The sequence below is a fragment of the Enterobacter cloacae complex sp. P12RS genome (genome assembly GCF_014895875.1).
GTDB lineage: Bacteria > Pseudomonadota > Gammaproteobacteria > Enterobacterales > Enterobacteriaceae > Enterobacter > Enterobacter bugandensis.
The window spans coordinates 1-19,514 of sequence record NZ_JADBQO010000055.1; the positions used below are offsets into that span (position 1 = coordinate 1).

Here is a 19,514-nt window from a genome sequence, read left to right on the forward strand (position 1 = left end):
TGTTAGTAAAGTCAATACCTTTTTCCCTAAGCCAGCCTGGGTTACCATCCGTGAAGCAGTAAAAATAACCAATAAACTTAGGGATATAAAAATAGCAGAATATTATATTTATCGACATGCCTTATATGGTAACATTTCACTTTCGATATACTTTCAGTCACCTGTTATACTGAGAAAAATTCGTTCCTCAGTGAACAAAATAAAACTACGCCCAGTAGGCGATTCTCTACCATATCGGCTTTGCATGCTTGAACGAAATGTATTTTTAAATGGTAAAGGTTTAATTCTCAGTACAGAGGGGGAATATATCTCACCTGCTCAATTAGTCATGAACATAGGTATGCTGGGACATGAATTCGTTCTCATTCAGCGACTACTTGCACATTCTCTAAATATGCCGTTACCTATTACAGGTGCAAATAATGCCAATTATGGTATTACAATTGCTTTGGCAGGCCAATCATATCAGATTTTTGAAAAAAAGACATGGCAGGACAGAATTAATCAGCAAATCACGCGATTACCGGCGCATATCATTGCAGATATTTATGAGGATGAATCAGTAAACAGATTCATGAATTTTTCCGGTAAAGGATATTTTCCTGTTTATGAACTCCCGGAAGATGCCTGCTTTGTAATACGACAAGAGGAACTTGATAAATTACTCGGTACACATGCAGATCGCTTTACCCACACTTCATCCAGTAGGCTTTCCACACCTCTCTCACGCTTATTCTGGTTAGCATGCAAACATAATGATTCGATCAGTCCACTGCTCAGGCATCCCTATAAACTTCTTCCCATTTTTGAAGAATGGGCATCAGTCGATGGTATTACCGATCATCTGAGCGCGGACACGCTGAAAAGAGCGCTTGAACGCGGATCCCCGAATCAGAGTTCAAAATAATATGGCATACCCGAATAATATCCATATCAATTGTAAAACCATTCATAATACGTGCTCACACTCCCACTAATTTTTTTCATTCCCTGTCGAATCCCATTTCTTTTCATATCAAACCTGCCTTATCTCTCACCTAATAGAATAATCAAACTATCAAATCGATTATCTACTAAAAAGGACAAGCCACTACTCTGGCAATTAAACGCAAAAGTTAAGACATTTCATTCATCCTAAAAACTCGTAATAAGGGTATTGTAACCCTTAATAAGGGTTCAGAAACTTTCCCTCCGCTCTTACCTGTGTTTTTTATGATTGTCGGATACCTCGGTTAATTTTGATGCAGGAGCAGACAATGACAACACACCAGTTATTACGTTTAAAACAGGTCGAAGAAAAAACCGGCCTGAAACGCTCGCAGATCTACCTATATATGAAAAATGGCGACTTTCCTCGTTCCATTAAAATCGGCCCTGCCAGTGTGGCATGGCTCGAATCGGAACTTGATGAATGGATCAACCGGAAATTATCCAGACGTGAGAGTAGTTAAAACATCCGTTTATGTACTCAACTTTCCTCCCAACAAATTGAGGAGATAACAGAATGATCCCATCAATTAATTACGCCATCATGACCGATGCACTGCATGCACTAAAACAAGGCAATATTCGCCACTGCGAAGCTCTGGGATTTACTTTCGACGAAATAAATGCTCTCGATCAGTTATCTCTTGATGAACTGTTTACTGTCAGCCGGACGGCGGCACCCTTCATTTCGATTACTGTCAGCCATGATGTTCTGTCTCATTTACTGACACAGGCACGTCAGGAATATCGGCGACAACAGCAGATTAAACGCGCTATCCGCCTGGGTGGTTCTATCGCTTTGCTCAACCGCTATTTTGGCCTGACGTCAAATGAGGTCAGCCTTCGCCGACGGTTACTGGGTATCAGCGTGCCATATGGGCGCACACCTGAGCCAGATGAAGAGACGGATACCGAGATCTGGCGGCAATGGCAACGATGCCGGGTGGACAACCTGGAATCGCCCGACGCGCTGATAGCAATGATGAAGGTGACTGAATCCCTGCTGCCAAGGACCGAAGGACTGTCACTCACAACGGTCTGGAAGCGTATTACGCTGTGCGAACAGGAGGTCGTCGCTAACAGGAGGGTGCCCCATGCCGGATGAGATTGATCGCGATCAGGAATTTAATGAACAGCGACTAGAGGAGATGATTGAACAGAATCGTTTTAAACCTGGGTTAGAACCGTCATTACTCCACTGTCGTGTATGCGGTAAACCCATTCCTGAAAAGCGACGACAGACATTGCCGGGCGTAACCACCTGTACGGAATGTCAGGAAAAACTTGAGCGCCGTAGACGTTAATCATGGCAACAATGACGTGCGAAGATATTATTTCTCTGCACGTCCTTATCATTCTCATTAAATTTAAATGAGTCTCTATTTTCTTTTTTATACTTTTATCCTTCTCATAGCATCTTAAATTCCCCACTTATTAATCTCTCTTCTTTTTATTTTGAGTTTGTCGTTTATATCCTGCGATAAATATCCGATCCTGAAATTGCCATTACAGCATGGTTGCCAAGATAGACGTTAATTCGTCCGGGCCGGGTATTGCTCTTTAAAAAAATGGATCGGGCTGTCACGTGACCACAATTCAGGGTGCCGCTGAATGTTCTCGCTGCCCCGTTAAAACCGGAATGCAGAATTGGGATGTGACATTTATTTAACTCATCGATGTTTTTATTAGAGGAGACTTCATGCGAAAACCCATTTATCACGTATTTGTCACCCAGGAAAGTCAGCCCGATGCACAGGGTGAAAAAAACACGTACTGGACAAAAGTTGGCGTTGCCTTCGCGCATAACTGCAAGCCCGGCCTGAATATCGTGTTGATACCCGGTATTGCGGTTTCCGGCAGGCTGGTGCTGCTCGAACCGAGAGAAGAAAGCGACATTTCACAGGATGCCTCTGCCGCTTAATCCATTTTCTCTTCTTCTCCACCGGCGGCGTACTTTTCTATAAGCCGCCGTTCTCTCTGTTACGAGGCCAGCATGCTTTCCACCACTGCCTTTCTGGCACTGGCGGTGCAGTGCGCCGCCAGTATTCACCCGGCCACGTCACTTGATGTCGCACGGGTCGAATCCGGTTTCCACCCTTACGCCATTGCTGAAACTCTGCCAGACAGCCGGGGCGTGATTTCACATTTCCCCACGAGCCTGCCGGAGGCGATCCACCTCACCAGACAGCTGGCTGCACAGGGCCGACGCTATTCGGTCGGCCTGATGCAAATCACCAGCACCAATTTCCGCCATTACGGCGTCACGGCCAGCGACCTGCTTAACCCTTGCATCAATCTGTCGGTATTTGAGCGCATTCTCGCCGACTGTTACCGGCGCGGCGGAACACTGAAACGGGCGCTCAGTTGTTACTACTCCGGCAACTTTGAAACCGGCCAGCGACCGGAATCGGCCTTTAACCAGACCAGCTACGTGCAGCGCATTGGCTATGTCGTCCCGTCCACCCGGGAAGACCGGCAGCGTGACCCTGACCGGAACGCGCAACCGCCTGTCCGCTATCCCGCCGTTGTGCTGCGCGACGAGCCAGCCGGTGCCACTGCGCCGATCCTGACTTCCCTGCATTATCCCGGTTCCGTCATTCGCGGCGCTATCCCTGTTATCCCTGATGAGGAGAAATGATCATGCATAAACGCCGTTACTACGCTGTTGTTTCCGTGCTGCTGTCTTCCCCGGTGCTGGCGGCGGACAGTGGTTTTAACAAGGCCAATGAAACACTGAGCAATACCTCGACCGGCCTGCTGGGACTGGCCGCCGTCACCATCACGCTGGCGACCATGTGGGTGGGCTACAAGGTGCTGTTCGACGGCAAGAGCCTGCACGACATGCGTAACGTCATCATCGGCGCGATCCTGATTGTCGGCGCGTCCGGCTTCGGTGCCTACTGGGCGTCATAAGAGAGGCAACGATGGCTACGCTGAATAAAGCACTGACGCGGCCTGCCGCCATTATGGGTATTCCTCTGGTGCCGTTCGTTCTCGTCAGCGGGGCCATCGTCCTGCTGGCGGTCTATGTCAGCTATTACCTGGCGGTTCTGCTCATTCCTGCCTGGGCGGAAATGAAAAACAAAGCCCGAAAGGATATTCATTATTTCAGTCTGCTCTGGCTGGCGTTTAAAACCCGTGGACGACTTTTCACCAATACCCATTTTGGCGCGAATGCCCTGCTGGCAAACCAGTACGATAACGTTGATGTCTCGGAGTTTATTCAGAAAATGAAATTAAACGAGCGTATTACGCTGGATAAATATATTCCGTATTCCTCCCATATTCACCCCTACGTCATCAGAAATCGTCACCGTGATTTGGTTGCCACCTGGGAGCTGGGCGGCACAGTCTTTGAATGTGAAGACGAACATCTCCTGACCCTGATGGCCACGCACCTGAATAACGTTATTCGTTCGTATGAGGGGCTGCCGGTAACATTCTATATTCACCGGCTCCGTGAAAAATATCATGATGTCTTTGAGGCGGATTCCGGCATTCCCTTTTCCGATGAGGTAACACGTCGGTATTACCAGCCGGTAAAAGAAAAACCGTTCTGGCGGCACCGGCTCTTTTTCACCGTCTGCTACGCGCCGTTCTCTCAGATTGAGAAGAAAACCATGAAAGCGCAGTCGCACGGTAAACGCCTGGCAGCACTGGATGACGCGCTCAAAATCATGCTGGAATACCGCGAAGCACTGGAATCTTCATTATCCCGCTATATGGCAATGCCGCTGGGGATATATGAAGAAAACGGGCGGGTATATTCCTCGCAAATGGCGTTCTTCCACCGCCTGATCACCGGCCAGTGGCAGAAAGTGGCCGTAACGCGCTCGCCGTTTTATGAAACGTTAAGCACGCCGGACGTGTTTTTCACCACCGACACCGGTGAATGCCAGACGGTCAGCGGTTCCCGCTTCTTCCGCAGCCTTGAGATTAAGGATTATTCCCCGGAAACCCATACCGGTATGCTGGATGCGCTGCTGTACGCCGAAAGCGAGTATGTTCTGACGCAGTCCTTTACCTGCATGGCACGGGATGAGGCGCAGCATCATATCCGGCTGGCGGAAAAACGGCTGAACTCAGCGGACGACGACGCGATTTCCCAGCGCGAAGAGCTGATTGTCCTGCGCGACCTGCTGCAGTCCGGGCATGTGTCGTGCGGTAAATTCCACTTTTCCCTGCTGATCTCCTCAGAAAGTCCCGGACAGGTGGTGAAGGACACTAACGTTCTGGCCCAGCCCTTCGCCGATCTGGGTATTATGACGACGCTCTCCACCCTGTCACTGCCCGCCGCATATCTGGCGCAACTGCCGGGCGTCTATACGCTGCGTCCCCGACTGGTGGCCGTCAGCAGCCAGAATTTTGCCGATATGGCCTGCCTGCATAACTTCCATCCCCACAAACGCAGCGGCAATCCGTGGGGGGAAGCCATCGCCATCCTCACATCTCCCGGCGGTGGCGGGTATTACCTGAACCTTCACGACAGCCAGGCCGGGCGGGATGATACCGGTGAGAAAACGCCAGGGAATACGGCGATTATCGGGAAAACCGGCTCCGGCAAAACCCTGCTGATGACGGTCATGCAACAACTGATGCAGAAGTACCGCAACCCGGCGACGTTTGCGCCTTCTGCCACCATCAAACGGCTGACCACAGTGTATTTCGATAAGGATCGGGCGGCGGAGATGGCGATCCGCCAGGCGGGCGGGCGTTATTTCCGCATCCGTACCGGCGAGCCCACCGGCTTCAACCCGTTTACGCTGGAGCCAACCCGCCGGAACATCAGTTTCATTAAACGTCTGGTGCGCATGCTGTGCCGCCGCAACGGTAAGCCGCTCGATCCGCGCGATGAGGAGCGGATCAATGCCGCCGTTGACACCATCATGCTGGACTACCCGCCGGAGTACCGCCGGTTCGGGATCACCCGGCTGCTGGAAATGCTGCCAGAGCCGCCGACTGCAGATGCCCGCACAAACGGGCTGCGTATTCGCCTGAAACAGTGGGCGCAGGGGGGCGAGTTCGGCTGGGTGTTTGATAACGAGGCTGATACTTTCACCATCAGCGATGTCGATAACTTTGGTATCGACGGCACCGAATTTCTGGATGATGACGATATTCGCGGCCCCGTGACCTTTTACCTGCTGTATCGCGTGACCAGCCTGCTGGATGGTCGCCGCCTGGTGATGTTTATGGATGAGTTCTGGCGCTGGCTGGCCGATGTCGAATTTTCCCGCTTCTCGCTCAATATGCTGAAGGTCATCCGCAAGCTGAACGGTATCTTCATCCCGGCAACACAGTCACCGGATGAAATCGTCAGACACCCCATCGCCCCGGCGATTATTGAGCAATGCGGTACCCAGATTTTCCTCGCCAATCCAAAAGCCAGCCATGCGGATTACGTGGAGAAAATGAAAGTGCCGGACAGCGTTTATGAGACGGTCAGAAACCTTGATCCGGGCGAGCATTATATGGTCATCCTGAAAACACCGTTGCAGGCCGGAGAAACCCGCCCGTTTGTGGCAATGGCGAAAATGGATCTGTCCGGACTGGGTAAACTCACCCGGCTTCTCAGCGGCAGTGAGGACAACCTGAAAATATTCGATGCCATTTATCAGGACGGTATGCGACCTGATGAATGGAAAGACGCTTTCCTTGAGCGGGCAATCTGAAAGCCAACCGGAGGTAATATTAATGCGTACCCGGGATCACCTTCTGGCATTATCGTTATTTTTCTCGACGCAGGCTTTCAGCGCCGGAATACCGGTTTTCGACGCCGTGCAGAATACCGAATCCATTAACCAGTGGATGCAGAAATTACAGCAATGGGAGAATACAGTTACCCATTATAAAAGTGAACTTGATGCATATAAGAAGCAACTGGCTACCGCAACCGGCGTGCGGGATATTCAGAGTTTTCTCAGTGATGCCCGAAGCCTGAAAACCGATATTGATAATCTCCGTAAGAACGGTATTTCACTGGATGATCTGCTGACCACGCAGAACAGTTCATATTCTTCTGAACTGCAACACCTTTACAGTAAATACAAATCGTTCAGCGTATGCAGCGAGGAACAGGAAGGAATAAAATATCAGGCCCTGGCCGACAGTTGCAAACAGATAATCCTCAATCAGGCAATGGCGATCGAGAATACCACTGACGTTGAAAACAGGATCAACAGCACACTCAGCGATATATCAGACTTATCTGACCGTATATCGAATGCGCAGGACTCGAAAGAGTCTCAGGATCTGGCTAACGCCATCGCGGCGAAAAGCGTACAGTTAAATGCGCTGACGAATCAGTGGGAGATGTCTGTCAGACAGGCTCAACAGCGAACGACATTGCTGGAACAGCAAAGACAGAAAGCCTTTGAACAGCAGCAGCTAACGGCACCTGTTGCTGACCTTAATAATTTATAAGGAGGTTATCCGTGCTCAGATCCTTATTCACCTTATGCACACTCTCAGGCGTGATATTACTGTCCGGCTGCAAGGAAACCAAATCCGAAGCCTGGTATAAGCAACATCCTGACGAAACTTATGCGGTTTATACGCAATGCCTGAAGGATGGCGAGGCAAGCGATAACTGCGAGTTTGCTCAACGGGCTGCCATTATGTTCGCTCAAATTGGCAAGCCCAGAATAAAAGAAAAATTTGAGATAATCTTTCAGCAGGAAGCCGAAAAGAGAAAATCCGTCACACAGTAATATCTCCTCCAGCAAAACAGGGAATTCTCCCTGTTTTCTATTTCCTTTCTTTATATATCAGGTGAGGCACCATGTCCGGTGGTATTTTTGTGGGTATGGACAAAAACATCATGGATGGACTTAATGCCGTACTGGAAGGTCAGTCTTCCAGTTACGGTACGATGATCAGTGTCATCATCGTCAGCTCTTTTACCTTATTTATACTGTGTCGCGGTTATCAGACGCTGGCTGGCAAACTCCGGGCCCCGGTTGAAGATGTCGTCTGGGATGTGGGGCGAATGTTGCTGATCACCACCTTTGCGTTAAACCGGGATGGCTGGCTGGATATGGCGGTAGCGGCTATCCAGGGACTCAAAGACGGTGTCAGCGGCAATGATAACGTCTGGGCGCTGCTTGATACCGTCTGGGAAAAGGCACAGACACTGGGGCAGACACTGTTCAGTATGGACACCTCGACTTACGTCAAACTGAATGGTGGCTTTGCCGAAGTGCTGGTATGGGGCGGCGCGATCGTTCTGTTACTGGCTGCCACCTTTGTCAACCTGCTCGCTGAAATTGTCATCCTGTTAATGACGACCACCGCGCCGCTCTTTATTTTCTGCCTGCTGTACGGTTTTCTTAAGCCGATGTTTGATAACTGGCTGAAAACGATTTTCGCGGCAATATTAACGATCATGTTTTCCGCCTTATCCATCCGTATCGCCATCAATTACCTGAATAAAATCCTTGATGCAGCGACCCGGACATCCAATGTCAGCAACATGGTGACGCTGGCGGCACAGTGCCTGCTGGCCGGGATTGCAGCCGGTGTGGTGGTCTGGTTCTCGGCGAAGCTCGCCAGCGCCCTCAGCGGAGCCGCTGTACAGGCGGTGTTACAGGGGGCGGCCATGAGTGGTCTGACCGGACTGGCGAACAAATCCGCCGACCTTGCCGGGCCGGGGATAAAGGGTGGTGCCCGCCTGGCTGCGAAAGGCGGTATGGCCGTCGCAGCGGCGACCGGCACACTCACTGGCGCAGGCGCGGGTAAAACCGTGAGCGCCTGGCAGAAACGCGCCGCCGCCATCGAAAGTATGAAACGCCTGAACCGGCAACGTCACCGTTAATCCTCCCGTCTCTTAATTTCCTTTCCCCGTCACGCCGTGGCCTGCGCCACCGGTGCGGCATTCCTGCATCCATACGATAAGGGGCTTCCATGAAATTCAGCATCTTCCTTCTGATGCTGTGCGCGCTCACGGGCTGCGCACGGCATCAGGGCGACCTCCCGCCGGTATCCGGCGAACTCGAGCCGGTGAATTCCCCCGCCATCATTCAGGAGCTGACTAACCATGTCTGATATTCAGAACATTGTTAATGTTTCCCGCTCTTTTGAATCCATCCTGCTGGAAAAGGAAGAGCGTTCCCGAAGAACCGCCTGGCGGGTGGCCACTGCCGGACTGATTCTGGCCGCAATGGCGATTACGGCCATTATTATTCTGCTGCCGCTGAAAACCACCGACACTGAATTATGGTCAGTGGATAAACAGACCGGGCGCTATGAATATATGACCCGCGTGAAGGAACGGGATATTTCGTCTGAAAAGGCACTGGCGCATTCACTGGCAGCACACTATGTCAAACTCCGCGAGGGATATAATTATTTCTCCCTCCAGCGTGATTATGACGACGTACAGTTATTCAACAGCGACAGCGTAAACCGGGACTATCTGTACGGGTTTAACGGCGACCAGGCACCGGACGTTATTTTTAACAAGGCGGAATATGTCGTTTATATCGACATTATTTCCAATGTGCATGCGCCTGCCACTAGGCCGGATAATCTGGCAACCCTGCGTATCAAACGCACTATCCGCCGTATTGCTGATAATTCCGTGAAAACGGATGTCTGGAATATCCGTCTCACATACCGCTACGTCCCGCACCGGCAACTGACCGACAGCCAGCGCGAAGTGAACCCGCTGGGCTTTATCGTCACCAGCTACCAGCGCGATAAAGAGCTGAGGGGGGAATGATGCTTAGACATACCCTGCTCCTCTCTGGCTTACTGGCGTCATGCGTGGCATGGAGCGCAGCGACACCGCGCGGCAGCGCGTATGACAGCCGGATGCAGAACGTCACATACAACAGCCAGAACGCCACGGTCGTCAGTACCCGCCCCGGCTACGTTACCATGCTGGTGTTTGATGACGATGAAACCGTTATCGATGCGCAGGCGGGTTTTCCCAGAGGCTGGACCGTGACGAAAAGCGACAACCGGGTGGGCGTCAGTCCGAACCCGATTACCCAGCCGGTCACGGATGCCAGCGGCAACACCGTCAGCCAGGTATTTCTGCCGACAGCAAAAGACTGGAAAACCAATCTGTTCGTGGTGACATCGAAGCGCGATTACAGCCTGGAGCTGAACGTCCTGGATAAAGACTCGCCCGCTCAGGCATTTGTTATCCGCTACCGCTATCCCGATGAGCAGAGGGAAAAGTCAGCCGCCGCCAGCGCCCCCCGTCAGCAACGACAGCAGGAAACACTGGACCGCAAGCGGATAGCGGCGGCATTCGGGAAGGCTACCACTCCGCGCAACTGGCGCTATACAAAACGGGTGGCAGCAGGCTCAGCCTTCATCGCCCCGGACTTTACCTGGGATGACGGCCGTTTTGCGTATATCGGTTTTTCCCCCACGAAAACCCTGCCTTCTGTCTTCCGGGTGGTTAATGGTCAGGAGCAGGCGGTCACGCCGCAGACAGTTCAACAGGGCAACTACACCGTGATGGTGGTTCCGGCATCGCCGCAGCTGGTACTGCGTTACGGCACCTCGGTGGTGGGGATCGAAAACGACGGATTCGGGCGTTTCCCGCTGACCAACAGTGACACCGTTTCGCCGTCCGTTACGCTGGAGGCAAAATGACCGACAAATCTTTCCCGGACGAACCGGAAAAAACCACCGCAGAACGGGAAGCGGAAGCCCGTGAACGCGCCCGCGCGGCAATGACATATCAGGAGCCGGAGCAGAAAACGCCGCCCGGCCAGCCGGAAGTGACCCGTTTCCGTAAGGCGTCCGGTCGCCGCACGCTGATCGTCAGCCTGCTGAGTCTGGTCCTGGTCATCGCGCTGGCATCCGGTGGCGATCGTCTTCTCAGCGCCCTGAAAAGGGATGATGAGAAAAAATCTGACACCGCGCCGCCGCCCTCCTCCGGGGCGGTGCAGCAGGAGCGTAAGAATCTGGGCATGGACAGTAACCCGTTTGGCCTGTTCGGGCCAGGGAGGCAGGAAAGCGCAGGCCCTGCCAGTCAGAGCGACACTGCTCCTCCCTTATTACCGCCGGAACCACCCGCCCTGAACAAGGCGGCAGCACTGGCCGATGGGCTGAACAACGGCAGTACAACAGCTGGCGGCAATACCCGCACGTCCCGTAGCGAACCGCACAGCGGCACGGGAACGTCGGGCAGTCCGGCATCATCCACGGCGTACACATCTTGTCAGTTGGTACTGGTCAGGGGGAAGGATGGCCGCCTGCACTGCCCGGATGGGGTCACATCGGCAGCCAGCAGTAACAGCGACGATCCGGGCCTCGCCAGCGTCACCGGTGTCAGGCGGCTGGGCCTCGATCCTGATCTCTATATCCCGGTGGATCGATATATTCCCTGTTCGATGATGCGGCGCTTCGTGTCGGATGTTGGCGGCCATATCTCCTGCCTTATCAATGAGGATGTCTGGAGCGCCAGCAACCATGTAAGGCTGATCCCAGCGGGAACAGTTGCCCGTGGTTTCTACCGCACCGGGGCACTGCATCACGGACGCAGCCGGATGTTTGTGCTGTGGACGGAGCTGCGCACACCGGAGCCCGGCAGCCTGCAAATCCCGCTCACCGATACGCAGGCTACCGGCCCGCTTGGTGAGGCGGGGATCGCAGGCTGGATCGACAGCCATTTCTGGGAGCGTTTCGGCAACGCCCTGATGCTGAGTACCGTGCAGGACGTGGCGGCAGCGGCATCAGATGCCGCGCCGGGTAAAGACCGCAATACCGACTATACCGAAAACACCCGTGCCGCCACGGCTGAAATGGCAAAAACGACGCTGGAAAACAGCATCAGTATCCCGCCCACCATGTACCTGAACCAGGGTGATGTGCTCGGCATCATGACCGGCACGGATATTGATTTTTCCTCTGTTTATCAACTTCGACTAAAAAAGAAATGGTATGAACGCTGAAAACCTGTCACTGGACTTTATGAAAAACCGGCTCTTTGGTGATTTTCTTGCGCAGGATGGCCTGACAGAAATTGCCGTTAACCGGCCGGGCGAACTGTATACGAAAATCCGGGGGAATTGGCAAAAACAGGCATCCCCGATCACGCTGCGTCAGTGTCATGCCTTTGCCAGGGCGCTGGCATCCTGGCATGACGATAATATTGACGATACATCACCCATCCTTTCTGCAACATTAAGATCCGGCGAACGTATTCAGGCGATTATTCCTCCGGCCTGTGAGCGTAATACGGTATCCATTACGCTGCGCAAGCCCTCGTTTGAGCAGAAAACACATCAGTCATGGATTGATGCGGGATTTTATCAGCGTGTGGCCGGTCAGGAGAAAACGGAAAGTCAGGATGATGCACTGATTCAGTTATATAACAGCGGGAATATTCCCCGCTTTATGGAAAAAGCGGTGGAATATGGCAAAACGATTTTTATTGTGGGTGAAACCGGCTCCGGTAAAACCACCTATATGAAAACGCTACTGCATTATATTCCGTTGCATCTCCGGCTAACCACCATTGAGGATAATCCTGAAATCCGTTTTTATCACCATGCCAATTATGTTCATCTTTTTTACCCGGCGGATGCCGGGGATAACGCTATTGTCACGCCTGGCAGGCTGATTCGTGCTAATTATCGGATGAACCCTGACCGGATATTACTGGCGGAAATTCGTGGGCGTGAAGCGTGGGACGCGCTGAAAATTGTCGGCTCGGGACATGAAGGACTAATCACCTCCATGCACGCGGGCAGCCCGGAAGAATGTATTGAAGGGATCATTGACCGCTGCTATGAAAACCCCGACTGCCGGAATATTCCTTTTGATGTGCTGTTACGCAAGGTACTTAAAAGCATTGATGTCATCGTCAGTATTGACATACACGGCGATGTGCGCCGGATGAGTGATATTTACTTTAAGCCAGTTCATTTAAACAGCATGAAAGAGGCATTCAGACAATAACTCTGGCAAATAACATTACCCTAAATACGCAACCTTTCATTAATCATACCGGTAACTGAAATGAAGAAAGTCATACTCTCCTTATTATTTCTCGGCGTTATGGCGTCATGTTCAACATCCGCAATGGCCGCTGATGCCTGCGAAGTGGTTTTATGCATGTACGGTAAAACAACGGGAAACAGTGGCAGCAGTGAATGTCATTCCGCTGAACGGGCATTCTTTAATATCGTGAAAGAGAATAAACACGGTTTTCTTCCTGACCATACGGCCGATGCCAGAAAATCGTTTTTACTTGAATGTGAATCGGCAGACCCGGCGGCTATCAGTCAGGTCATCAGTAAATATGGCCGCGTTCGTGGTTAATACTGGCGAGACGGGCACAGAGCGTGACGGTTTTCAGGTTTTTACGGCTTCTGTTTTTCGCGGATTAAGGAGCGAAGAAACAGGGGCCGTAAAAATGAGGCAGCGGACAGAAATATTTTCGCGGGTTAAGGAGCGAAAATAATTCAGGCACCGCGCCTCACCTGCAAACAGCCGCGCCCACGCGGATTTTGCAGGCTGGGGGGAGCCGGATAAATTTCGCCGCCCCAGCGAGCGAAAAGCTGTCGCCCACGACAGCGGTTTATTTGGGGGGCATCGCCCCGCACACCGTCGCAGCTAAGTCTCCGGCCAAAAGCCGGTAGCGTGGCGCGACCACCCTCTTTAAAGGTCAGCTTCCCTTTTATTCCCGCTACGAGGAACGAGTAAAGGGAAGAAAAAGGCGAAAGCGACCGTCTTAAAGGGGGTGGTCGCGCGTAGCGGGCGACGGTGTGCTGCCTTTGACCCTGGGGGTTTTGGCGCGGCGTCCAGTCACGACATTGCCCCCATGTGACAGGCAATAAGGGCGTCCAGCCCGCATGTACTGGCGCACGCCGTTTCGTGCAGGGAAGCATGCTTTCCTGCACATGGCCGCACAGCGACCACCTTCTTTACCCCATACGTTCGCCCCGCCTTTTCGCCCGACACCGTGGGGCGAACTGATGGGGCGATGTCATGGGGCGAATCGCTGACGAAGGAGGCACGATGATTTTAAATAAGCTTACCGCTTCACTGTCGCCGATAGTGAACGGGATGCTGGCACTGCTCGCTTTTGTGCAACAGCAACAACTGATACTGGCGTTATTAGCGGGGCTGACGATGCCGTTTTTTACGTCGATGAAAAGCGATGAACGGCAGAAGGCCCCGTTATGGAAAAAGCTGATTATTGCTTTTTCGCTGTTGTGTTTTATATCTGGCACAATGGCCCCGATAGTTATCGGATCCTTTCAGTGGCTGTATAAAATCAGACTCACCAGTGATAATACGGTACTGGCGTGGGCAGTACGGATCACTTTCACTGTGACCGGGATTATTTTTCATATTATGCTTCGCCGGGTATTCACGCCTGAACTGGACAGAATAAAGAAACGCCTTGTTAAAAAAACCACCCTTGAACGGGAATTGCGCACCGATGTCCGCACCGTAAAATCCCTGCTGCCGGAAACACTGCATTATAACCCGCTGGATTATATCGACCTGAATAAAGGTATTTTTACTGGTATGGACAGCGAGAAGGAGCCGTTGTATCTCCCGTTAAAGGACTGGCAGAAACAACACGCGGATATTATCGGCACCACAGGAGCCGGTAAAGGGGTTGCTGCTGGTATATTGCTTTATCAAAGCATTCTGGCCGGTGAAGGTGTGTTTGTTATGGACCCCAAGGATGATGAATGGGCACCGCATCTTTACCGCAAAGCCTGCGAGGATGCAGGCAAACCCTTTGCCTTAATCGACCTGCGAAAACAGCAATACCAGTTAAATCTGATTGAAGATATCACGCCCGATGAACTGGAAGAATTGTTTGTTGCCGGTTTCAGCCTGGCGGAAAAAGGGCAGGAATCGGATTTTTATCGCATTGATGACCGAAAAGCCGCACGTATGGCCGCGCAATTTGTCAGTGATAACCCATCGGCAACTCTCCGTGATGTTTATAACGGTGACTACGTTCAGAGCATTGCCGAAAAAATCAAAGCATTTTTCGGTAAGATTGAAGAGCTGGCATTATTAAATGCCATTAATTCACCGGAAGGTTTTTCACTTCAACAAATGTTTGATGAAGGCGGCTGTTGCTATGTTATCGGCTCCATGCGAAACAGCAAAATTATTACAACCCAGCGCATGTTACTGGTTCGCCTGTACCAGTTAGCAGAAAGGCGCGACCGTGTAACAAACGTTCCCCGCTCCATAGCTATTTATCTTTCCGAACTGAAATATCATTTATCCCGGCCAGCGCTGGAAGGTTTAGGTGCGGCGCGGGATAAAGGCGTGCATATTATTATGGACCACCAGTCCATTGCCGATTTAAAAGACTGCCCGGCAGATTTGAAAGGTGATGCCGTTGTCGGTGCGGTCGTTGAAAATGCCAAATTCAAACTGGTTTATCGCGTCATGGACCCGGATACGGCGGAATGGGTGGCAAGAATGTCAGGCACTATTCTGGTGGATGATGAACTCCGTAAGGCTAAAACGGATAATATGCTGACAGAGACCATCGACAGTGAGCGCACAATCCGCCAGGCCGAACGTTACTTTATTGACAGTAACATGATCCTGAACCTGCACGATTTTGTCAGCTTTATCTTTACGACAAAAACGCTACCTTCTGCCTCACTGATTTCACCGATAAAGATCAGAAAGAGTCAGCTAAAAATCTTCTCGGTTTCCCCTGATATTGCCGCATCGGCGGCACCGGTGAAAATCGCACTGGATTTTGACGAGGATGATAAACCATCCATACAGGATGTGATGACAACGCACCCGGATCTTTTCTTCAACGAAAGCGAAGTCAAACCGGCAGAGCCCCAACCTGATGAAGGAGAACACCTGTCCCCGCTGGATTTTTAAGGAGCGGTTATGCTGATTTCTACATATCAAGAGCGCCAGACACGCAACAGAGAAAAAATAAAACAACTGCTGAACTTCCTGAAAGAAGAAACCTACAGCGATTTCAAAACGCTGATGCTGCTATTTGGTTTCCGGGATCATAAATCGCTTTATTCGCTGTTGGCAAAAACTGAGCAAATGGGGTTAATCCAGAAGCATGTGCTTGAATCACGGACAATGAAGATTTCATTATGGGGGATCACCAGCGACGGGCTGGCGGTGGTGTTAACTCCGGATGATAAAATCTTTCCCGCGAGGTTTGAACCGTCCAGAATTACCGGCTGGACGCTGGAGCATCATCTTGATAATCAGGCCGCCAGACTTATTCTGGAGAAAAAAGGTGCTTCGGGATGGATTAACGGCGACCGGACCACTTTTATCAGCAAGTATCAGGTAAAACATCGCCCAGATGGGTTACTGACCCTGCCTGACGGAAAAGTTATTGCCATTGAAACCGAGCGCCGCCTGAAAACCCGGGCCCGTTATCAGTCGATAATTGCCAGTCACCTGCTGGCCCGTACCCGCAAGAACTGGATTTATGTTTTTTATGTCATGCCTGACCCACAGAAAAAACGGGCACTTGAACTGCTGTTTGACAGCATCAGACACGTCATCATCAACCATCAGCACGTCCCGCTGGAAGAACGCCACCGTCGGGTGTTTCGCATTTATACCTTTGATGAACTGAAACACCTTTCATTAGGCAGCTATACGTAAGCTTTTATTCAGGTCATCGTGATGGCCTCACCGGCCTGGCGGCGATACCGCCAGGCCGGAATTTTTTTTATTCCACTGCGAGGCGCAGACTGTCCGGTACTCGCTGTGCTGCGTTCCGCCTCAGTCTGCGCCCTGCAGCGTTGCCGGTTAAAACCATGTAACCGCATTCCCTTGCGGTTGTCCGGCTCCGGCCTCAGAGTTTATCCATCAGATAACGATGCGCTTTGGAGGCGGCGCTGGCCGCTTTAAAAATATAACGCTTGTCGTTTTTCAGCGCTTTCAGCCAGGAAGCAATATAGCTTTCATGTTGTACCTCTCCCTCAATCCCCAGTTCCGCCATCAGAAAAGCACTTCCCAGCTCCGCCACCAATTCTTCCTCTGCATAATCTGCACTGCCAAACTTCCCTTTCATTTCACGGTTCAGGCGTTTTTTACCACCACTCCAGTGAACCAGCTCATGCAGGCCAGTAGCGTAGAAGTTAGCCGCATCCGAAAACAGATGGCGCGCTGGTAACCAGACTTCATCAGAGGATGGACTGAAAAAGGCATTTTGTCCTTTCTCGATGATGCTTGCGCCGCTCTTCCTGAACAGATTTTCAGCATGCGGCAACGGGTCAAAGGTTGCTTCCGGGCTGACTGTTTCAGTTGTCAGGGCCAAGCCGTCGATTTGCTGAACGTTAAACACGGTGAAAGTTTTAAGCATCGGGATATGGTCAATTTCTCCTGCGTCGTTTTCCTTCTCCAGCGTGGTGTAGAAAATGGCCGTCGTACCATGTTCGCCCTTGCGAACCTGTCCACCTGCTGTCTGAGACTGTTTGTAGGTCATCCAGCGGGAATCACTGAAACCCTGTTTTGACGCACTGCACCACAGCAACATGATATTCATGCCGCTGTAGGGTACGCCGGTGGCATAATTGGATGGCAGACCAGACATGCCCGATACGCGCTGCCACGGGCAGGACCACGGTTTTACACCGGCTTCCAGTGCTGTGATGATGTTGTCGGTAATGGTCTGATAATTATCTGTTCTGGTTTTAGAAAATTTCGTTTTTGAGGAGCCTGACGGGTCCAGCGGGGATACGCTGGTCGTCGCTGCGGCGTTAGGGGCTCTAGTCTGGGTATGCAGGGAAATCTTCATGGTTTTTTCTCCGTCAGTGTGTGATTTTCGTCTTCGTATCGCCTGACGGTTCGCTTTCCCGGCATCGTTCCGGCCAGCAAGGGCGCAGCATGCGTGCCATTTACCCTTACGGGACGGGTTGTGTTGGGAAAAGATTAACCGGAAGCAGATACGGAGAACGAAAAGCGCACGAGAGAAAAAAACTTGCCCCTGCATAGCCGGGCGCAGCGCCCCTTGCTATGCAGCGGTGAAAAGGGTTTGAACTATTGAATGAATAACTGCACCGTAGCAATACGCATGCAATCAAAACCATCATAATTTATTGATTTAAAAGATTTTTCAAGCCACTCCTTGAGAGTGAAAATTCTGATTGATTAGTGAAACAATTGGTTAGAGAATGTAATTATTCACACAGAAATCCTACTGAAAAAAATAAAGAGACAGTAATGAGTATGTTAATCTGGAAGAAAAAAAATAATGCTAAACACTTAATCTTGTTTATACATGGCTTAAAAGGCGGAAGTGATACGTGGGCAGTTGATAAGATCACATCCTTTCCACAGCTTATATGTGAGGATGAAGATTTTTGTGATGCCTTTGATATAGCTTGTTTTGAGTATTTCACTAATTTTACGAATACCTACGGTAAAAGTAGAAATCTACTTGCCAGGTTGTTCACATCACTAACAAAAAAAGAAGTCAATCTTCCTGTTGATGAATTATCAGAGTTACTTGTTGGTGAATGTCAAATAAATTTATCCGATTATAGTAATATAATATTTGTCGCTCACAGCATGGGAGGTTTAATAGCAAAATCATGCATTATTAAAATGCATGAAAGAGATATTTCTCACAATATAACTGGATTTATTTCACTTGATGTTCCTCATTCGGGGTCAGAAACTGCTTCATGGGCTAGTATGGTTTCATCAAATGTCCAGCTTGGTGATTTAAGTGTATTTAGTAAAGAAACAGATTCTCTAAACCGCAGATGGGTAAAATTGTCTAAACTCCCTGAGTTAAAGTTTTTGTATGGAAGCTACGATAGTATTGTAGTTAAAGCCAGTGCAATTCCTGTTCAAGTTTCTGCCAAAGAGTCTATAGCTGTTCAGGAGGATCATTCGACAATTTGCAAACCAAAGGATAGGGATTCTAATGTTTATCTTATCGTTAAGAAACTAGCTCTTGAAATACATAACAAAACGGAACTAATTTCATCTTCACCAGAATTTAAAGATGATAAGCAATATGACAATGAATTTTTTGTATTGAAAATGATAGTCGCTGATGTACATAGTGATATATCAAAACATGCTAAGGAGTATTATTATAATGCAGAATTGGCCAGAAATATTTTCACTAGCGATCGAGATAGAGAAACCTTAAGTGTTTTGTATAGAAAAATAAGGGAGATATATCAAACACAGTATCATGACTCTATAGCAAATCATAATACAGCAAACCAACTCTTAGCTGCAATACACAAAAAAATAGAAGATGAAGATAAGGTTAAATTATCATCTCTTCTTGATACACTTGATAGTGTACATAAGAAAGGAATGCTGCATCAGCTTGCTAATAAGCTAGATAGAGATATAATTTGGTCCCCAGACACATCTCTTGACTCTTTGAATAGTTTAAGGGGGCAAAAATGATTTCATTACCTTATATTCCTCTTGATGAAGATTTTAATTTGAATGTTGCTCTTCTGATTATTTTAATTCATACGCTAAGCAAGAATAGAAATGATGTTCTATTGTTGGATAGAAATAAAATTCAAATATTTTTATATTTGATTAAAAACCCGTCAAAA

Annotated in this window: 21 protein-coding genes; 20 read left to right on the forward strand and 1 reads right to left on the reverse strand. The window is 50.1% G+C overall.

Features of this window, described 5'->3' with window-relative positions; genetic code table 11:
- The 19 genes from IM284_RS21390 to mobC form a co-directional block, all read left to right on the forward strand.
- A partial coding sequence (locus IM284_RS21390; RefSeq protein WP_193055918.1) for a hypothetical protein occupies positions 1-907 on the forward strand: 907 nt, incomplete at its 5' end.
- A 349-nt stretch (positions 908-1,256) separates the two neighbouring features.
- Entirely contained in the window at positions 1,257-1,451 is a 195-nt protein-coding gene (locus tag IM284_RS21395) for an AlpA family transcriptional regulator (RefSeq protein ID WP_041165340.1), read from the forward strand.
- A 53-nt stretch (positions 1,452-1,504) separates the two neighbouring features.
- Positions 1,505-2,092: a DUF2857 domain-containing protein gene (locus IM284_RS21400; RefSeq protein ID WP_047955809.1), complete on the forward strand. Its 588-nt coding sequence runs from the start codon at positions 1,505-1,507 to the stop codon at positions 2,090-2,092.
- Positions 2,082-2,291, forward strand: a complete 210-nt coding sequence (locus IM284_RS21405; protein ID WP_047955810.1) for a TraR/DksA family transcriptional regulator — start codon at positions 2,082-2,084, stop codon at positions 2,289-2,291. Before IM284_RS21400 ends, IM284_RS21405 begins: the two co-directional genes overlap by 11 nt.
- 395 nt (positions 2,292-2,686) lie before the next feature.
- Positions 2,687-2,908 (forward strand): hypothetical protein, encoded by a 222-nt coding sequence (locus IM284_RS21410; RefSeq protein ID WP_047955811.1) that lies wholly within the window; start codon positions 2,687-2,689, stop codon positions 2,906-2,908.
- 72 nt (positions 2,909-2,980) lie between these two features.
- Positions 2,981-3,625 (forward strand): lytic transglycosylase domain-containing protein, encoded by a 645-nt coding sequence (locus IM284_RS21415; RefSeq protein ID WP_047955812.1) that lies wholly within the window; start codon positions 2,981-2,983, stop codon positions 3,623-3,625.
- The gene (locus IM284_RS21420; RefSeq protein WP_047955813.1) at positions 3,622-3,900 is read left to right on the forward strand and encodes a TrbC/VirB2 family protein; all 279 of its coding nucleotides are present in this window, start codon (positions 3,622-3,624) and stop codon (positions 3,898-3,900) included. The genes IM284_RS21415 and IM284_RS21420 overlap by 4 nt, the downstream gene beginning before the upstream one ends.
- Positions 3,901-3,911: 11 nt before the next feature.
- Positions 3,912-6,659: a VirB3 family type IV secretion system protein gene (locus IM284_RS21425; RefSeq protein WP_047955814.1), complete on the forward strand. Its 2,748-nt coding sequence runs from the start codon at positions 3,912-3,914 to the stop codon at positions 6,657-6,659.
- 22 nt (positions 6,660-6,681) lie between these two features.
- Positions 6,682-7,410 (forward strand): type IV secretion system protein, encoded by a 729-nt coding sequence (locus IM284_RS21430; protein ID WP_047955815.1) that lies wholly within the window; start codon positions 6,682-6,684, stop codon positions 7,408-7,410.
- An 11-nt stretch (positions 7,411-7,421) separates the two neighbouring features.
- Positions 7,422-7,697 (forward strand): EexN family lipoprotein, encoded by a 276-nt coding sequence (locus tag IM284_RS21435; protein ID WP_047955816.1) that lies wholly within the window; start codon positions 7,422-7,424, stop codon positions 7,695-7,697.
- A gap of 71 nt (positions 7,698-7,768) precedes the next feature.
- A complete protein-coding gene (locus tag IM284_RS21440; protein WP_159403334.1) occupies positions 7,769-8,800 on the forward strand; it encodes a type IV secretion system protein in 1,032 nt (343 codons plus the stop codon).
- An 89-nt stretch (positions 8,801-8,889) separates the two neighbouring features.
- Positions 8,890-9,030: a hypothetical protein gene (locus tag IM284_RS21445; protein WP_047955818.1), complete on the forward strand. Its 141-nt coding sequence runs from the start codon at positions 8,890-8,892 to the stop codon at positions 9,028-9,030.
- Positions 9,023-9,706 carry a virB8 family protein gene (locus IM284_RS21450; RefSeq protein WP_047955819.1) on the forward strand — a complete coding sequence of 228 codons (684 nt, stop codon included), beginning with the start codon at positions 9,023-9,025 and terminating at the stop codon, positions 9,704-9,706. Before IM284_RS21445 ends, IM284_RS21450 begins: the two co-directional genes overlap by 8 nt.
- Positions 9,703-10,593, forward strand: coding sequence for a P-type conjugative transfer protein VirB9 (gene virB9, locus IM284_RS21455; RefSeq protein ID WP_185939365.1), 891 nt, complete (start codon positions 9,703-9,705; stop codon positions 10,591-10,593). The genes IM284_RS21450 and virB9 overlap by 4 nt, the downstream gene beginning before the upstream one ends.
- The gene (virB10, locus tag IM284_RS21460; protein WP_047955821.1) at positions 10,590-11,897 is read left to right on the forward strand and encodes a VirB10/TraB/TrbI family type IV secretion system protein; all 1,308 of its coding nucleotides are present in this window, start codon (positions 10,590-10,592) and stop codon (positions 11,895-11,897) included. The genes virB9 and virB10 overlap by 4 nt, the downstream gene beginning before the upstream one ends.
- Complete coding sequence (gene virB11, locus IM284_RS21465) at positions 11,887-12,906, forward strand: P-type DNA transfer ATPase VirB11 (protein WP_047955822.1); 1,020 nt, start codon at positions 11,887-11,889, stop codon at positions 12,904-12,906. Before virB10 ends, virB11 begins: the two co-directional genes overlap by 11 nt.
- 60 nt (positions 12,907-12,966) lie before the next feature.
- Entirely contained in the window at positions 12,967-13,269 is a 303-nt protein-coding gene (locus IM284_RS21470) for a TrbM/KikA/MpfK family conjugal transfer protein (protein WP_159403333.1), read from the forward strand.
- Between the two features lie 699 nt (positions 13,270-13,968).
- Positions 13,969-15,828, forward strand: coding sequence for a type IV secretory system conjugative DNA transfer family protein (locus tag IM284_RS21475; protein ID WP_047955824.1), 1,860 nt, complete (start codon positions 13,969-13,971; stop codon positions 15,826-15,828).
- A gap of 9 nt (positions 15,829-15,837) precedes the next feature.
- A complete protein-coding gene (gene mobC / locus IM284_RS21480; protein ID WP_047955825.1) occupies positions 15,838-16,584 on the forward strand; it encodes a MobC family replication-relaxation protein in 747 nt (248 codons plus the stop codon).
- Positions 16,585-16,777: 193 nt separating this feature from the next.
- Here mobC and IM284_RS21485 read toward each other — a convergent pair whose 3' ends face one another.
- Complete coding sequence (locus IM284_RS21485; RefSeq protein WP_047955826.1) at positions 16,778-17,722, reverse strand: ArdC family protein; 945 nt, start codon at positions 17,720-17,722, stop codon at positions 16,778-16,780.
- A gap of 425 nt (positions 17,723-18,147) precedes the next feature.
- On the opposite strand from IM284_RS21485, the gene IM284_RS21490 reads away from it, so the two are divergent.
- Positions 18,148-19,356, forward strand: coding sequence for an ABC-three component system protein (locus IM284_RS21490; RefSeq protein ID WP_193055919.1), 1,209 nt, complete (start codon positions 18,148-18,150; stop codon positions 19,354-19,356).
- The last annotated feature ends 158 nt before the right edge of the window (positions 19,357-19,514 follow it).

What these genes read in the sequence shown, in the direction of transcription:
- IM284_RS21395 (WP_041165340.1), top strand. Translation starts at nt 1,257, where the DNA reads ATGACAACACACCAGTTATTACGTTTAAAACAGGTCGAAGAAAAAACC.
- IM284_RS21400 (WP_047955809.1), top strand. Translation starts at nt 1,505, where the DNA reads ATGATCCCATCAATTAATTACGCCATCATGACCGATGCACTGCATGCA.
- IM284_RS21405 (WP_047955810.1), top strand. Translation starts at nt 2,082, where the DNA reads ATGCCGGATGAGATTGATCGCGATCAGGAATTTAATGAACAGCGACTA.
- IM284_RS21410 (WP_047955811.1), top strand. Translation starts at nt 2,687, where the DNA reads ATGCGAAAACCCATTTATCACGTATTTGTCACCCAGGAAAGTCAGCCC.
- IM284_RS21415 (WP_047955812.1), top strand. Translation starts at nt 2,981, where the DNA reads ATGCTTTCCACCACTGCCTTTCTGGCACTGGCGGTGCAGTGCGCCGCC.
- IM284_RS21420 (WP_047955813.1), top strand. Translation starts at nt 3,622, where the DNA reads ATGATCATGCATAAACGCCGTTACTACGCTGTTGTTTCCGTGCTGCTG.
- IM284_RS21425 (WP_047955814.1), top strand. Translation starts at nt 3,912, where the DNA reads ATGGCTACGCTGAATAAAGCACTGACGCGGCCTGCCGCCATTATGGGT.
- IM284_RS21430 (WP_047955815.1), top strand. Translation starts at nt 6,682, where the DNA reads ATGCGTACCCGGGATCACCTTCTGGCATTATCGTTATTTTTCTCGACG.
- IM284_RS21440 (WP_159403334.1), top strand. Translation starts at nt 7,769, where the DNA reads ATGTCCGGTGGTATTTTTGTGGGTATGGACAAAAACATCATGGATGGA.
- IM284_RS21445 (WP_047955818.1), top strand. Translation starts at nt 8,890, where the DNA reads ATGAAATTCAGCATCTTCCTTCTGATGCTGTGCGCGCTCACGGGCTGC.
- IM284_RS21450 (WP_047955819.1), top strand. Translation starts at nt 9,023, where the DNA reads ATGTCTGATATTCAGAACATTGTTAATGTTTCCCGCTCTTTTGAATCC.
- virB9 (WP_185939365.1), top strand. Translation starts at nt 9,703, where the DNA reads ATGATGCTTAGACATACCCTGCTCCTCTCTGGCTTACTGGCGTCATGC.
- virB10 (WP_047955821.1), top strand. Translation starts at nt 10,590, where the DNA reads ATGACCGACAAATCTTTCCCGGACGAACCGGAAAAAACCACCGCAGAA.
- virB11 (WP_047955822.1), top strand. Translation starts at nt 11,887, where the DNA reads ATGAACGCTGAAAACCTGTCACTGGACTTTATGAAAAACCGGCTCTTT.
- IM284_RS21470 (WP_159403333.1), top strand. Translation starts at nt 12,967, where the DNA reads ATGAAGAAAGTCATACTCTCCTTATTATTTCTCGGCGTTATGGCGTCA.
- IM284_RS21475 (WP_047955824.1), top strand. Translation starts at nt 13,969, where the DNA reads ATGATTTTAAATAAGCTTACCGCTTCACTGTCGCCGATAGTGAACGGG.
- mobC (WP_047955825.1), top strand. Translation starts at nt 15,838, where the DNA reads ATGCTGATTTCTACATATCAAGAGCGCCAGACACGCAACAGAGAAAAA.
- IM284_RS21485 (WP_047955826.1), bottom strand. Translation starts at nt 17,722, where the DNA reads ATGAAGATTTCCCTGCATACCCAGACTAGAGCCCCTAACGCCGCAGCG.
- IM284_RS21490 (WP_193055919.1), top strand. Translation starts at nt 18,148, where the DNA reads ATGAGTATGTTAATCTGGAAGAAAAAAAATAATGCTAAACACTTAATC.